This is a genomic window from Shewanella sp. KCT (genome assembly GCF_007636505.1).
GTDB classification, from domain to species: Bacteria; Pseudomonadota; Gammaproteobacteria; order Enterobacterales; family Shewanellaceae; genus Shewanella; species Shewanella halotolerans.
The window spans coordinates 404,631-419,836 of the sequence record NZ_LVDJ01000001.1; the positions used below are offsets into that span (position 1 = coordinate 404,631).

At 52.8% G+C, this 15,206-nt stretch carries 12 protein-coding genes and 3 tRNA genes; 13 read left to right on the plus strand and 2 right to left on the minus strand.

What is annotated here, in order from left to right; all coding sequences use genetic code 11:
- Positions 1–95: 95 nt before the first annotated feature.
- From prpC to rplY, 13 genes are all read left to right on the plus strand, one after another.
- The gene (gene prpC / locus AYI87_RS01815; protein ID WP_011865619.1) at positions 96–1,220 is read left to right on the plus strand and encodes a 2-methylcitrate synthase; all 1,125 of its coding nucleotides are present in this window, start codon (positions 96–98) and stop codon (positions 1,218–1,220) included.
- 86 nt (positions 1,221–1,306) lie between these two features.
- The gene (gene acnD, locus AYI87_RS01820) at positions 1,307–3,895 is read left to right on the plus strand and encodes a Fe/S-dependent 2-methylisocitrate dehydratase AcnD (protein ID WP_144199077.1); all 2,589 of its coding nucleotides are present in this window, start codon (positions 1,307–1,309) and stop codon (positions 3,893–3,895) included.
- Positions 3,896–3,953: 58 nt separating this feature from the next.
- Positions 3,954–5,123, plus strand: a complete 1,170-nt coding sequence (gene prpF / locus AYI87_RS01825; RefSeq protein WP_144199079.1) for a 2-methylaconitate cis-trans isomerase PrpF — start codon at positions 3,954–3,956, stop codon at positions 5,121–5,123.
- A 268-nt stretch (positions 5,124–5,391) separates the two neighbouring features.
- Entirely contained in the window at positions 5,392–6,036 is a 645-nt protein-coding gene (uvrY, locus tag AYI87_RS01830; protein WP_041407121.1) for a UvrY/SirA/GacA family response regulator transcription factor, read from the plus strand.
- A 31-nt stretch (positions 6,037–6,067) separates the two neighbouring features.
- On the plus strand, positions 6,068–7,897 hold the full coding sequence (gene uvrC, locus AYI87_RS01835) for an excinuclease ABC subunit UvrC (RefSeq protein ID WP_144199081.1): 1,830 nt from the start codon (positions 6,068–6,070) through the stop codon (positions 7,895–7,897).
- A 47-nt stretch (positions 7,898–7,944) separates the two neighbouring features.
- Positions 7,945–8,502, plus strand: a complete 558-nt coding sequence (pgsA, locus tag AYI87_RS01840; protein WP_011865624.1) for a CDP-diacylglycerol--glycerol-3-phosphate 3-phosphatidyltransferase — start codon at positions 7,945–7,947, stop codon at positions 8,500–8,502.
- Positions 8,503–8,642: 140 nt separating this feature from the next.
- A tRNA-Gly gene (locus AYI87_RS01845) sits at positions 8,643–8,718 on the plus strand.
- Between the two features lie 12 nt (positions 8,719–8,730).
- A tRNA-Cys gene (locus AYI87_RS01850) sits at positions 8,731–8,804 on the plus strand.
- A gap of 39 nt (positions 8,805–8,843) precedes the next feature.
- Positions 8,844–8,930, plus strand: a tRNA-Leu gene (locus tag AYI87_RS01855).
- Between the two features lie 206 nt (positions 8,931–9,136).
- The gene (locus AYI87_RS01860) at positions 9,137–9,703 is read left to right on the plus strand and encodes a prepilin-type N-terminal cleavage/methylation domain-containing protein (RefSeq protein ID WP_144199083.1); all 567 of its coding nucleotides are present in this window, start codon (positions 9,137–9,139) and stop codon (positions 9,701–9,703) included.
- Positions 9,704–9,832: 129 nt separating this feature from the next.
- Positions 9,833–11,209, plus strand: coding sequence for a murein L,D-transpeptidase (locus AYI87_RS01865; RefSeq protein ID WP_144199085.1), 1,377 nt, complete (start codon positions 9,833–9,835; stop codon positions 11,207–11,209).
- 111 nt (positions 11,210–11,320) lie between these two features.
- Positions 11,321–11,869 (plus strand): DUF882 domain-containing protein, encoded by a 549-nt coding sequence (locus AYI87_RS01870; protein WP_144199087.1) that lies wholly within the window; start codon positions 11,321–11,323, stop codon positions 11,867–11,869.
- A gap of 136 nt (positions 11,870–12,005) precedes the next feature.
- The gene (rplY, locus tag AYI87_RS01875) at positions 12,006–12,293 is read left to right on the plus strand and encodes a 50S ribosomal protein L25 (RefSeq protein WP_011865628.1); all 288 of its coding nucleotides are present in this window, start codon (positions 12,006–12,008) and stop codon (positions 12,291–12,293) included.
- A gap of 95 nt (positions 12,294–12,388) precedes the next feature.
- Here rplY and AYI87_RS01880 read toward each other — a convergent pair whose 3' ends face one another.
- Complete coding sequence (locus tag AYI87_RS01880) at positions 12,389–13,921, minus strand: SpoVR family protein (RefSeq protein WP_144199089.1); 1,533 nt, start codon at positions 13,919–13,921, stop codon at positions 12,389–12,391.
- 8 nt (positions 13,922–13,929) lie between these two features.
- On the minus strand, positions 13,930–15,198 hold the full coding sequence (locus tag AYI87_RS01885; RefSeq protein WP_144199091.1) for a YeaH/YhbH family protein: 1,269 nt from the start codon (positions 15,196–15,198) through the stop codon (positions 13,930–13,932).
- Positions 15,199–15,206: the final 8 nt, after the last annotated feature.

The following is a 15,206-nucleotide window of genomic DNA, read 5'->3' on the forward strand; positions in this document are numbered from 1 at the left end:
ATGGCCCGCCAAGGGCGGGCCAGATTGACAGCATACCCCCTACAACCTAGATGATGCAGTACTAGGGATAGACAAAAATATAATAGGAAGACGTTATGGTAGATAAAAAATTAGGCGGCGCCGGATTACGTGGACAGAGTGCTGGCGAAACGGCGTTATGTACAGTGGGCAAATCAGGCTCAGGTTTAACCTATTGTGGTTACGATGTGTCGGATCTGGCCGATAATGCCACCTTCGAAGAGGTTGCTTACCTGCTATTTAATGGCGAGTTGCCCAATGCGGCGCAGCTGGATGCCTACAAGAGCGAGCTGATGTCGATGCGCGACCTGCCGCAGACCCTCAAAGAGGTGCTGCAGCGCATTCCTGCCGATGCCCATCCTATGGATGTGATGCGTACCGGTTGCTCTTTCCTGGGTAACCTTGAGCCAGAGACAGATTTCAGCCAGCAGAACAAGGCGGCTAACCGTCTGCTAGCGGCGTTCCCTGCCATCATGTGCTATTGGTACCGTTTCAGCCATGACGGCGTCGAGATCGATTGCGTGACAGACGAAGACTCGCTAGGCGGTCACTTCCTTAAGCTGCTAAATGGCAAGACGCCATCGGATCAACATCGCCGCGTGATGGACGTATCGCTGATCCTCTATGCAGAGCACGAATTCAACGCCTCGACTTTCACCGCGCGCGTCTGTGCATCGACCCTGTCTGACATGTTCTCTTGTATCACAGGTGCTATCGGTTCGCTGCGCGGCCCACTGCATGGCGGTGCCAACGAGGCAGCGATGGAGATGATCCAAAAGTTTAGCTCGCCAGAAGATGCCAAGGTGCAGATGGCTGGCATGCTGGAGCGGAAAGAGAAGATCATGGGCTTTGGTCACGCCATCTACCGAGAGTCGGATCCGCGCAACGTGATCATCAAGGCATGGTCTGAGAAGCTGGCGAAAGAGTTTGGCGATACCTCACTCTACGATATCTCTGTGGCCTGTGAAGAGTATATGTGGGACACCAAGAAGCTGTTCTGTAACGCCGACTTCTTCCATGCGTCAGCCTATCACTTCATGGGGATCCCAACTAAGTTGTTCACTCCTATCTTCGTCTGCTCACGCCTAACCGGCTGGGCGGCTCATGTGATGGAGCAGCGCGCCAACAACCGCATCATCAGACCGAGCGCGGACTATATCGGCTCTGCGCCGCGTAAAGTGGTGCCAATCAGCGAAAGATAAGCCTAGATACCAGCCCCTCTGACTTTAAAGGCTCAGGGGCTGTTATGGTTTGCTTGCTTCAACTCTTAAATCGTTTGGATGATTTTATGAACTCTCTACATCGTAAACCGCTTCCCGGCAGCGCGCTCGATTATTTTGATACCCGCAGCGCCGTCGAGGCCTTAAGCGCAGGCGCCTATGACAAACTGCCCTATACCGCTAAGGTGCTGGCAGAAAACCTGGTAAGACGCTGCGACCCCGAACTGCTTAACGACGCCCTCAGTCAGCTCATCGATCGTAAGCGCGATCTCGACTTCCCTTGGTACCCGGCGCGCGTGGTGTGTCACGATATTCTCGGCCAGACGGCTCTGGTTGACTTGGCAGGCCTGCGTGATGCCATCGCCGAGAAGGGCGGGGATCCGTCCAAGGTTAACCCTGTGGTGCCGACTCAGTTGATCGTGGATCACTCGCTGGCGGTTGAACATGCGGGCTTCGAAAAAGATGCCTTCGAGAAGAACCGCGCGATTGAAGATCGCCGTAACGAAGACAGATTCCACTTCATCAACTGGACCAAGACGGCCTTTAAGAATGTCGATGTGATCCAGCCCGGCAACGGCATCATGCATCAGATCAACCTGGAGAAGATGTCGCCGGTGATCCAGGCCCGTGACGGCGTGGCCTTCCCCGATACGCTGGTGGGTACCGACAGCCATACGCCTCACGTGGATGCGTTGGGCGTTATCGCCATAGGCGTGGGCGGTCTCGAAGCCGAGAACGTCATGCTGGGTCGCCCATCCTACATGCGTCTGCCGGACATCGTCGGTGTCGAGCTGACGGGTAAGCGTCAGAGCGGCATCACGGCCACGGATATCGTGCTGGCACTGACTGAGTTTTTACGCCAAGAGAAGGTGGTTTCAGCCTATCTTGAGTTCTTCGGTGAAGGGGCTGCGGACCTCACCCTTGGGGATCGCGCTACCATCTCCAACATGACGCCTGAATTTGGCGCCTCGGCGGGTATGTTCTATATCGATCAGCAAACTATCGACTATCTCACCATCACGGGTCGTGATAGCGAGCAGGTCAAGCTGGTGGAAAACTACGCCAAGACCACGGGTCTGTGGGCCGACAGCCTGAAAGACGCAGAGTATGAGCGGGTGCTGACCTTCGATCTCTCCAGCGTTGTGCGTAATATCGCCGGTCCTTCTAACCCGCATCGCCGCGTGGCAACCAGCGAGCTGGCCAGTCAAGGCATCGCCGGTGTGGTTGAGCAGGACGAGAAGCTGATGCCGGATGGCGCTGTGATCATCGCCGCCATCACCAGCTGTACCAACACAAGTAACCCAAGAAACGTAATAGCAGCGGGCTTGCTCGCCAAGAAGGCCAATGAGCTTGGCTTAGTGCGTAAGCCCTGGGTGAAAACCTCTTTCGCGCCTGGCTCTAAGGTGGCCGAGCTTTACTTAAAAGATGCGGGGCTTCTGCCTGAGCTGGAGCAACTAGGCTTTGGTATCGTAGGTTTTGCCTGCACCACCTGTAACGGCATGAGCGGGGCACTTGACCCTGTGATCCAGCAAGAAGTGATCGACAGAGACTTGTACGCTACCGCCGTATTGTCGGGCAACCGTAACTTCGACGGTCGTATCCACCCCTATGCCAAGCAGGCGTTTCTGGCCTCGCCGCCATTGGTGGTGGCCTATGCTATCGCGGGTACCATCAGATTCGATATTGAGAAAGATATCTTAGGTCAAGATGACAAGGGCGAGCCGATTCGCCTCAAAGATATCTGGCCGAGCGATGAAGAGATCGATGCCATCGTCAAGGCGAGCGTTAAGCCGCAGCAGTTTAGGGATATCTACACCCCTATGTTCGACCTGGCGGTGGACTATGGAGAGGATGTGAACCCTCTGTATGATTGGCGTCCACAGAGTACCTATATTCGTCGTCCTCCCTACTGGGAAGGCGCGCTTGCCGGTGAGCGTACCCTGAAGGGCATGCGTCCGCTGGCGGTACTTGGGGATAACATCACCACAGATCATCTCTCGCCTTCAAACGCCATCTTGGCTAGCAGCGCCGCCGGCGAATACCTGGCGAAGATGGGCCTACCCGAGGTGGACTTTAACTCTTATGCGACCCATAGGGGCGACCACCTGACGGCCCAGCGTGCGACCTTTGCCAACCCTAAGCTGATCAACGAGATGGCGTTGGTGGACGGTGAAGTCAAGCAAGGCTCACTGACTCGCCTCGAGCCAGAAGGTGAGGTGATGCGTATGTGGGAGGCGATCGAGACCTATATGGATCGTAAGCAGCCGCTGATCATCATCGCCGGCGCCGACTATGGTCAGGGTTCGTCCCGCGACTGGGCGGCCAAAGGGGTGAGACTGGCTGGGGTTGAGGCGATTGTCGCCGAAGGCTTCGAGCGTATTCACCGTACTAACCTGGTGGGTATGGGCGTACTACCGCTGGAGTTCAAGGCCGGTGAAAACCGTCACACCTATGGCATCGACGGTAGTGAAACCTTCGATGTGATTGGCTCGCCGACACCTAGGGCAGATCTGACGCTGGTGATCACCCGTCAAAACGGTGAGCGTGTCGAGGTGCCTGTGACCTGTCGCTTAGACACTGCCGATGAGGTACTTGTCTATCAGGCAGGCGGTGTGTTGCAGCGCTTCGCGCAGGATTTCCTCGAAGCGAACGCCTAAGGGCAGTCAATAGTGGGTAGGGCGATTATGCCTTGCCCGCTTTTTAAAGGGTAAGCCAATGAAACAGATGAAAATTCCGGCAACTTATATGCGCGGTGGCACCAGCAAGGGTGTCTTTTTTGCGTTAAAGGATCTGCCTTTAAATGCCCAGCAGCCGGGCCCGGCCCGTGATGCTTTATTGCTTCGGGTGATCGGCAGTCCAGATCCCTACGGCAAGCACACGGACGGCATGGGCGGTGCCACATCTAGTACCAGTAAGACGGTGATTCTGGATAAGAGTCAACGCGATGATCATGACGTGGATTACCTCTTCGGTCAGGTGGCCATAGACAAGCCGTTCGTCGATTGGAGTGGTAACTGCGGTAACCTGACCGCGGCGGTGGGCGCCTTTGCCATCACCCAGGGTTTGGTGGATAGCGCTAAGATCCCAGACAACGGCACAGCCGTGGTGAAGATCTGGCAGGCCAATATCAACAAGACCATCATCGCCCATGTGCCTATGGTCGATGGTGAGGTGCAGGAGCTTGGGGAATTCGAGCTCGACGGTGTGACTTTCCCGGCGGCAGAGGTGCTGGTGGAGTTTGTCGACCCCGCCGATGGCGAGGGTGATATGTTCCCTACGGGCAATCTGGTTGATAAGCTGGAGGTACCGGGCGAACCTGTCTTCGATGCCACCTTTATCAATGCCGGTATCCCTACCATCTTCCTTAAGGCGGAGCAGCTGGGTTACCAGGGCACTGAGTTGCAGGAGGCGATCAACGGTGATGCGGCCGCGCTTGAGCGCTTTGAAACCATACGCGCCCACGGCGCCCTGCAGATGGGGCTGATTCAGTCTCTCGAGGAGGCTGCTGGTCGTCAACACACGCCCAAGATCGCGTTTGTTGCTCCGGCTAAGGCCTATACCTCCTCTAGCGGTAAGCAGATCGCTGCAGATGAGATAGACCTGCACGTGCGCGCGCTGTCTATGGGCAAGCTGCATCACGCCATGATGGGAACAGCGGCGGTGGCCATTGGCACGGCGGCATCGATTCCCGGCACCTTAGTCAATCAGGCGGCGGGCGGGCAGGCCCGTGAGAGTGTGCGTTTCGGTCATCCCTCAGGGACCCTCAAGGTGGGCGCCAAGGCAAGCGAGCAAGATGGTCGCTGGCAGGTCGAAAAAGTCAGCATGAGCCGCAGCGCGCGCGTGCTGATGCAAGGCTGGGTCTGTGTGCCCGAATCCTTGGGGTAAGACAATATTCACTCAATAAAAGGATGCCCCGGCATCCTTTTTCGTTTTCAGATGATAGTGCTTTAGTATGAAGGGCAGCTAGGACTTAAGGTTGAGTGCTATAATTGTTCCTTAAGCTTCGCGGCGAATAAAAATAGTTCACTTATAATTCATATGCTTAGTTGCACTTAATTTCCGCTTTCTTCTTAACCCCATTTGGGATAAATTACAATCTGTTGCCGACATGCCGTCTATGTGGGCCGAGTATTAGCTGAAGGGTAGATTGAAGTTGATTTCTGTATTTTTAGTTGATGACCATGAGTTAGTAAGAACAGGAATCCGCCGCATCCTAGAGGATGAGCGCGGTATCAAGGTTGTCGGCGAAGCAGGTGATGGTGAATCTGCCGTGCAGTGGTGCCGTAATAACGAGGCTGACGTGATCCTGATGGACATGAATATGCCTGGCATTGGCGGACTCGAGGCGACACGCAAGATCTTGCGCTATCAGTCCCATGCCAAGATCATCGTCTTGACCATACATACAGAAGATCCTTTCCCGACCAAGGTAATGCAGGCGGGCGCCTCCGGCTATCTGACCAAGGGCGCGACGCCTCCCGAGGTGATACAGGCAATTCGTCAGGTGGCTCATGGCCAGCGTTATCTCTCGCCGGAGATTGCCCAGCAGATGGCTTTGAGTCAGTTCAATCAGTCGGAAGATAACCCGTTTAAGTCCTTGTCTGAGCGCGAATTGCAGATCATGATGATGATCACCAATGGTGAGCGGGTTAGCGATATCTCTGAGCAGCTCAATCTGAGCCCTAAGACGGTCAACAGCTATCGTTATCGCTTATTTGCCAAGCTTGGGATCAGCGGTGATGTCGAGCTGACCCGATTGGCGATCCGCTACAAGATGTTGGATACCGGCCAGTTCTAGTGTTAACCCGCGTGACTTTTATGGCCTCGATGTGACAGATAGCTTTAATGCGACCCAGTTTTTAAAAACCGTTTCCTCCTCTGCCGGCGTTTATCGCATGTACGATGCACAGGGGGTCGTCATCTATGTGGGCAAGGCCAAAGATCTCAAGAAGCGCCTCAGCTCCTATTTCAGGCGTAATCTGCCTAATGTCAAGACTCAGGCATTGGTGTCTCACATTGCCAATATCGATGTGACTCTGACCCCCAGCGAAACCGACGCGCTGATCCTGGAAAACGATTACATCAAGCAGTACATGCCCAGATACAATGTGCTGCTTAGAGACGATAAGTCTTACCCCTATATTTTTCTGAGTGGCCACCGTCATCCAAGGCTTGCTTATCACCGCGGGCCTCAGCGGGAGAAGGGGCACTATTTCGGTCCCTATCCCAACGGCGGCGCGGTGCGCGAAAGCCTGCATCTGATGCAGAAGCTATTTCCTATCCGTCAGTGTGACGATCTCTACTATAAGGCGCGCTCCCGCCCCTGTTTGCAATATCAGATCGCCCGCTGCAGCGCCCCCTGTGTGGGTAAGATAAGCGATGAAGATTATGCCGAGCAGGTAAAACTCGCGAGCCTGTTCCTGCGAGGCAAGGATCAACAGGTGATCGCTACCCTGGTGGGCAAGATGGAGCAGGCGGCTATGGACCTTAATTACGAGGAGGCTGCCCGCTATCGCGATCAGATCAGTGCGCTTCGCCGCGTCGCCGAGCAGCAGGAGGTGTCCAACGATTCTGGTGACATGGATGTGATTGGCGCCTACTACGCCTCTGGCATCGCCTGTTTCCATCTGCTGTTTATTCGTAACGGTAAGATCTTCGGCAGTCGCAGCTATTATCCTAGCGTGCCGGACGAGACTGAGGTCAGTGAGGTGCTGCGCGCCTTCATGTTGCAGTTTTATCTGAATGTCGACAGTCAGCGCACGCTGCCGAGGGAGATAGTGGTCAGCCATGAATTTGAAGATATCAATGAGCTGGAGGAGGCAATTGCTCAGGCCTCCAATAGACGCCTGCTGATCAAGACCAAGGTGCGCAGCGAGCGCGCCAGTTTCCTGCGTATCGCCGATGCTAACGCCAAGAATGCGGTAGAGACTCGTCTGTCTCACCAAAATACCGTCGAGGAGCGTTTCTTACTGCTGGAAGAGGCGCTGGAGCAGAGTCAGGCGATCAATCGCATGGAATGCTTCGATATCAGCCATACCATGGGGGAGAGCACTGTGGCTTCCTGTGTGGTGTTTAATCGCGAAGGACCGAGCAAGGGAGAATATCGCCGCTATAATATTTCAGGGATCACCCCTGGAGACGATTACGCGGCGATGAAACAGGCGATCGGTCGACGGTTCGATAAGATAGAGGCAGACGGCAAGATCCCCGACATCCTCTTTATCGACGGCGGCATGGGACAGCTGAGGATCGCCCAGAAGGTGGTAAATGAAAAGTTTGCTCACCTGGATGTGGCACCGACGCTCATCGGTGTGGCAAAGGGGGAGGGGCGTAAACCCGGACTCGAGACCCTCATCTATGGCGAGAACGAGGTGGCCTTTAGTCTACCGGCTGATTCCGGCGCGCTGCATCTGATCCAACATATTCGCGACGAGTCACACCGCTTCGCGATAACCGGCCACCGTAACAAACGCCAGAAGACCCGCAATACCTCGACGCTCGAGTCTATCCCTGGGGTGGGACCTAAGCGTCGCAAGGCGTTGTTGCAATACTTAGGTGGTTTACAGCAGGTTAAGGGGGCCAGCGTAGCGCAATTGTCTAAAGTGCCGGGCATTAGCCTAGAAATGGCACAAACAATACATGATGCGTTGCGAGGGTGAGAAAATTAAGGCAAGATTGGCGCTGCTTATAGATAATTGGTTTTCACATGCCGTTTAATGTACCGATAGCTCTCACATTTTTTAGATTAATATTACTACCTGTTTTTGTAGTGCTTTTTTATGTGCCTTACACCTGGTCACCCTTTGCGGCTGCGTTCGTATTTTGGCTGGCGGCGGTGACCGATGCACTAGATGGCTATGCGGCGCGAAAATTACAGCAATCGACCCGTTTCGGTGCATTCTTAGATCCTGTTGCCGACAAGATCATGGTGACCACGGCGCTGGTGCTCTTGGTGGCCGAATATAAGAGTATCTGGCTGACCCTGCCGGCGCTGTTTATGATTGGTCGTGAGATAGTGATCTCAGCGCTGCGTGAATGGATGGCCGAGATTGGCAAGCGCGGTGCGGTTGCCGTGTCTTGGATAGGCAAGTATAAGACGGCGGCGCAGATGGTGGCGATCATAGGCCTTATCTGGAAGCCTAATGAGTTTCTGACTTATACGGCGATGGCACTGTTTTACGTGGCGGCTATTCTGACGTTTTGGTCCATGGTGAGCTACATTATGGCCGCCTGGGCGGATCTCACAGACGAATCGAACAATTAAAATGCAATGCGATCACTTAGTGTCCAAACAGTGCATTAAGGTGAAATAGGGCGTTGACACTTGAGGGTAAATCGGTAGAATGCCAATCCGCAGTCAGGGGAAAGCTCGTTAAGACTCTGACGCGGAATAAGATGAAGTAAGCGACATTAGCTCAGTTGGTAGAGCGATACCTTGCCAAGGTATAGGTCATCGGTTCGAACCCGATATGTCGCTCCAATCTTAACCTAAGGCGCGATGGCAGAATGGCTATGCTGCGGATTGCAAATCCGTCGATCTCGGTTCGACTCCGGGTCGCGCCTCCACTTTATGTTTTAGTGCAAATATGCGGTAAAACACACTTTGCCCGAGTGGTGGAATTGGTAGACACAAGGGATTTAAAATCCCTCGCTGGTAACAGCGTGCCGGTTCAAGTCCGGCCTCGGGTACCATCAATTGATGACAAAAAGGCCTCAACGTAAGTTGGGGCCTTTTTGTTTGTTCACTAAAAAACTTCTATTTAATTAATAAAAATCATGCACCTATCGCATTTTGCACTTTTGCCTGCTGGGATTTTGCTAAAGGCGTAATACAATTATTTGAAGAATCGTTTTACAGCATTCTTTTAATGCATTGCTTATTAAGGTCTTGAATCGAAATGCGTAGAGTAAGCGGATTTACCCTGATTGAGTTAGTGGTGGTAATTGTCGTGTTGGCGATACTGGCCGTGGTTGCCTTGCCGAGGTTTATTTCGGTCGGCCAGGATGCCCACGACAGCGCGGCGAAGGGAACGTTTGCCGCCTTTACCTCGGGTGTGTCCCTCTATCACAGCTGCTGGGCGGCTGCGGGGGCGAGTGGTCATGTGGTGGATCTTGCCTGCTTTGGTGATGGTACTATCGATTCGACCACAACAGGCTACCCGCTGGGGCAGACAACCCAGGCAGATGGTAACAATGGTACCTTGCTGCAAGGGGAGTTCTGCCGTCAACTTTGGGAGGGCTTGTTAGATAATAATGACTACCAGTTGGCGCAACATGGTGATGCGGCGTTTGGCGGCGGTAACGATATCGTCTATTGGTTCTCTGGTGGCGAGATCAGTAATAGCAACACCTATTGTTACTTTAACTATATTCGCGACAACAGAGCAAAAGGCAGTGAAAACTGGCAGTTAAGGTACTATCCTGGCACGGGCAAAACCTTAATCACACGTTCGACCCTCAGCTAGTTCGCGTCCTAGCCTTCTTTTTCAAAATGCCTGGTTTGTTAGGACCGGGCATTAGCTTATAAAAAATCCGTCTTTAGTCGCCTAGGTTGCCCTGTCAACTATGAGCCATAATTATCCAAGGAGGTTTTTATGGCTTTGAGACGCATTTTCATATTGCTTCTGCTGTGTTGGTCATGCTTAGGCGTTGCCGATGAGCGTCTCGCTGCGGCAAATCAGGCACTGCTTGATCAGGTGGAAGTGATCCACCTTGCCAGTGCCTCCAGCGAGTTTGAGCGCTACCGTGAGCAGCTTAGCGCGGAAGGAGCTCTGTCCCCTGCAAGGCTCTATACCATAGCCCAGGCCGCCGCTCAGTTTTGGCAGCGCCAAGGCATAGCGACCGGCGACTTTCCTTTGGCGCCTGACGATCCCTATACCAGCGTTATCGCCAGCGAGCCTCAGGTAGCCGATTATCTGATGATGAGTAATCGCGTGCGCTATCTTCTTTGGTTGGCACGCTATGAGTCCTGGTTGCCACTCGAGCCCCAGGGCTGGCTAAAGCCCGGTGACAGTCATAGAGTCATCCCCGATATAAGAGTGCGACTGCAGGCCTTGGGGGACTATCCCCAGGGGGATACCAGTGGCCTCTATTTCGATGAGACGTTAAAAGCGGCCATGATCAAATTTCAGACCCGCCATGGCCTCAAGCCTGATGCCATCATAGGCCCCGCAACCCTGAGTTGGCTCAACCGCACTCCCAGAGAGCGTGCTCAGCTCTTGGCGGTTAACTTTATCCGCCGGGCCGAGTATCTGGCTGACATAGGCAAGCGCTATCTGCTAATTAATATCCCCGCCTATGAGATGTGGTTGGTGGATGATAACCAAGTGGCGCTCAGGTCTAAGGTGATCGTCGGTAAGCCCTATCGCCAGACGCCTATCATCAGCGGCGAGATAAAGAATCTGGTGCTTAATCCCAGCTGGCGGGTGCCGCGCCGCTTGTTGACCCATGATCTCCTGCCCAAGGTGAGAGAGGATGGCAGCTACATCAGCAGCCGCAACTTCGAGGTGTTTGACTATCAGGGAGAGCGGGTCATCAAAAGTGATGATGAATGGCGCGACATCGCCAAGGGTAAGTTTCCCTATCGTCTGGTGCAAAAGCCTGGGGTAGGAAATACCCTGGGACGCTACAAGTTCTTCTTTCCTAACGAGTACAGTGTCTATCTACACGATACCTCAGACAAGGCGCTGTTCCAGCGCAGCGACAGGGCGCTCTCATCGGGTTGTATTCGGATCGAAAAAGTTGAACAGTTAGCCAACTGGATGGCTTCGCATCTGGTGCGTGACAAGCAGACCTGGGTACGTATGCAAATCGAGCGAGATAAGACTCAGTGGTTTGCCTTCGATGCGGGCCTACCTATACATCTAGTGTATTGGACCTCCTGGCTGGATGACGACAATATTGCCCAGTTTAGAGACGACATATACAAAAAGAATCAAAATATTAGTCTGAGTCTGCACGCTGCCAAATAGCCGCTAGCCCAGTGTTTATCTGGCCTCTGTCAGAAAGTAACACTTGATCTCCCCCTAAATTAAGGTTAACTTGTCCGCTGTTTTGGTTAAAAAGTAAACGGTGGTGTTGATGTGACGATAGTTTGTCCTGCGCGTAGGCAGTTGTTATTAGGCCTAGGTGGTGTAGCAATGTTTTCTATGGTGCCGTCTAAAGCGCGAGCGAGTCGCTCGACACAAGGAGTAAGATCCCTAGGGTTTTACAATAGGCATACAGGAGAACGGGGGCAGGGAAGCTATTGGATCGATGGTGATTATCAAACAAATACCTTGAATGATTTTAATCACCTGTTGCGGGATCATCGTCAAAACGAGACGGCGCCCATGGATAAGCGCCTATTCGATCTGCTTTTTTCGCTGAAGCAGACCCTACAGGTCGACGAAGATTTTCATGTGATCTCAGGATATCGTTCGTCTAAGACTAATCAGATGCTGGCCAATCGCAGCTCTGGGGTGGCGAAGAAGAGTTATCATATGAAGGGGATGGCGATGGATATCGCACTGCCTGACGTCAACCTTAAAGATCTGCGTGATGCGGCGATCTCTCTAAAACTCGGCGGTGTTGGTTATTACCCAAGCTCAGGCTTTGTGCACGTCGATACCGGCCCCATCCGTACCTGGTAAGCTAAATACCGGCTTTGACTCACTTAAGGTTTGTTAAAGCCGGATCACTGTGCTAGTATTCGCTCGCTTTAAATGAGGTCATTGTTGGTCGAAAGCGATGACCACCTATATTACTATTGATTTAAGTGAGTAAATTATGTCTTACACAATTACCGCACAAACCCGCACTGAAATTGGGAAAGGTTCGAGCCGCCGCCTACGTCATGCTGGTAAAGTTCCTGCAGTTATCTATGGTGCGGGCAAAGAAGCCGTTTCTATCGAATTCGAACACCGTTCAATCATCAACATCCAAACTAACGATGATTTCTACAACAGCGACATCACTATCGTTCTAGACGGTAAAGAAGTTAAAGTTCGTGTTCAAGCTATGCAACGTCACGCGTTCAAGCCTATGATCGAGCACGTGGATTTCAAATTTGCTTAATAGCGGATCTGAAATGAGAAAAGCGCCTTAGTGGCGCTTTTTTTATGCCCTTATTTCCCCGTATCCATTCACCCATTCCCTTTTTTTCTATCCCCCTAAGAAGCAGGATCAGATTCCGAGAGCTTTTCCGGGCAGCTGGCAATCACGATAGGCTCGCCCTGATCGTTAATCTCTTCCAAGGTGACATTAAAGCCCCATAGTCTGTGCAGGTGTTTGACCACCTGCTGGCAGCTCTTATCCAGTGGAATACGATTGATGGGTATATAGCGCAGCGTCAACGAGCGATCGCCTGAGATGGCAACGCTTTGCACTTGGATGTTAGGTTCAAGGTTAGACAGGTTGTACTGCTGGGACAGTGTCTGGCGGATCTCCTGGTAACCCAGGTCATCATGGATCGCCGAAATACTGAGATAGTTTTTCTTGTCATCGTCTAAGATACTGAAAAACTTGAACTGGCGAATGATGTTAGGTGACATATATTGGCTGATAAAGCTCTCGTCTTTAAAGTTTTCCATGGCGAAGTGCAGGGTATCGAGCCAGTTGCTGCCGGCGATATCGGGAAACCAACGTTTATCCTCGTCGGTGGGCGACTCGCAGATGCGGCGGATGTCGACAAACATGTTAAAGCCCAGTGCATAGGGGTTGATGCCTGAATAGTAGGGGCTGTTATAGCTCGGCTGGGCTATCACATTGGTGTGGTTTTTCAAAAACTCTATCATGAAGCGGTCGGAGACCAGCCCCTCGTCGTAGAGGTGGTTGAGGATCGTGTAGTGCCAAAAGGTGGCCCAGCCTTCATTCATCACCTGGGTCTGCCTCTGAGGATAGAAATACTGTCCCATCTTACGCACGATCCGCACTATCTCCCGCTGCCAGGGCTCGAGCAGTGGGGCATTTTTCTCGATGAAGTAGAGAATATTCTCTTGGGGCTCGGCAGGAAAATTAGGCGCGCTCTGCTGCTTTTGGGTGTCCTGCGTCAGGGGGATGGTGCGCCAAAGATCGTTCACCTGGCTCTGCAGGTAGGCCTCACGTTCTTTCTGGCGTACCTTTTCCTCTTTGAGTGAGATCTCGCTGGGACGCTTATAGCGGTCGACGCCGTAGTTCATCAGGGCGTGGCAAGAGTCTAACACTAACTCTACCTGATCCTCACCATAGCGCTCCTCACACTCCCTGACATAGTTTTTGGCAAACACCAGATAATCGATAATAGAGCTGGCGTCGGTCCAGGTTTTAAACAGATAGTTGCTCTTAAAAAAGCTGTTGTGGCCGAAACAGGCGTGCGCCATCACCAGCGCCTGCATGGTAATGGTGTTCTCCTCCATCAGGTAGGCGATACAGGGATCGGAATTGATCACTATCTCGTAGGCCAGCCCCATCTGGCCACGCTTATAGCCTTGCTCGGTTTCGATAAACTTCTTACCAAAGGACCAATGGGTGTAGCCAATGGGCATGCCGATCCCCGCATAGGCATCCATCATCTGCTCGGCGGTGATCACCTCTATCTGATTTTTATAAGTATCCAGACGGTAGTGATCCGCCACCCGTTCGATCTCGGTGAGATAAGATTCCAGCAGCTCGAAGGTCCAGTCCGGGCCGTCATCTAATACAGTGCGCTTCTTTTTTGAACTCATAAGGCCCCCTAAACAGCTTGTTTCTTAAACAGTTCTCTAAATACAGGGTAGATGTCCTCGGCCTGTTTAATGTGCTGAACTGCAATATTATCGTGAGTCTTCTGTAGTCCTTCGTATTCACGCCACAGGGTTTGATGGGCGCGGTTGGTGATCTCGATATAGCTAAAGTAACGCACCACAGGTAGCAACTTACGCTCGAGGATCTGGCGGCAGGTAGGGGAGTCATCGGCCCAGTTGTCGCCATCCGATGCCTGCGCTGCATAAATGTTCCATTCGCTCTCTGGATAACGCTCACGCTGGATCTCATGCATCAGCTTGAGCGCACTGGAGACTATGGTGCCGCCGGTTTCCTGGGAGTAGAAAAACTCGTGTTCATCCACCTCTTTTGCCTGGGTGTGGTGCCGTATGTAGACCACCTCCAGATTCTTATAGGTACGGGTGAGAAACAGATAGAGCAGGATATAGAAGCGTTTGGCCATATCTTTGGTGGCTTGATCCATAGAGCCAGAGACATCCATGAGACAGAACATCACTGCCTGGCTCGAGGGCACCTCGCGTTTGGCGAAATTGTTGTATCTGAGATCGAAGGTGTCGATAAAGGGTACCTTGGCAATCTTGGCCTCAAGCTCCGCTATCTGCTCCTTCAAGGCGATGATCTTCTCCGCCTCCGAACCGGGTGTCTGCTCTAGGGCCTCCAGCTCTGCTTTTAGCTCTTTCAGCAGCGCCTTCTTCGAGGAGGACATGGCGATCCGCCGTGCCAGGGATGAGCGCAGCGAGCGAATGATGTTGATGTTGGCGGGCACGCCATCATTGGTAAAACCGGCGCGATAGGTTTGATACTCCACCAGTTTATTGAGGCGATTGCGCTGCAGGTTGGGGAGTTCGAGATCTTCAAACAGCAACTCCAAATATTCATCTTTGGAGATCTGAAAAACGAAATCGTCCTGGCCTTCACCTGAATTTGACGCATCCCCTTGGCCGCTGCCTTGTCCACCGCCCTGGGGCGGACGCTCCACCTTATCGCCGCGGGAGAACTGATCATTACCCGGATGCACCCGCTCGCGCATGCCCCCTTGTCCCTGATGAAAGGTGGGCTCGCTGATATCCCGGGTGGGGATGCTGATCTTCTCGCCTTTATCTATGTCGGTCACGCTGCGTCGGGTCACGGCGTCACTGACGGCCTTCTTGATCTGTTGCTTATAGCGGTTGATGAAACGTTGACGATTGACTGTACTCTTTCCCTTAGTATTCAATCTTCTATCGATAAAATTAGCCATGCGCACCT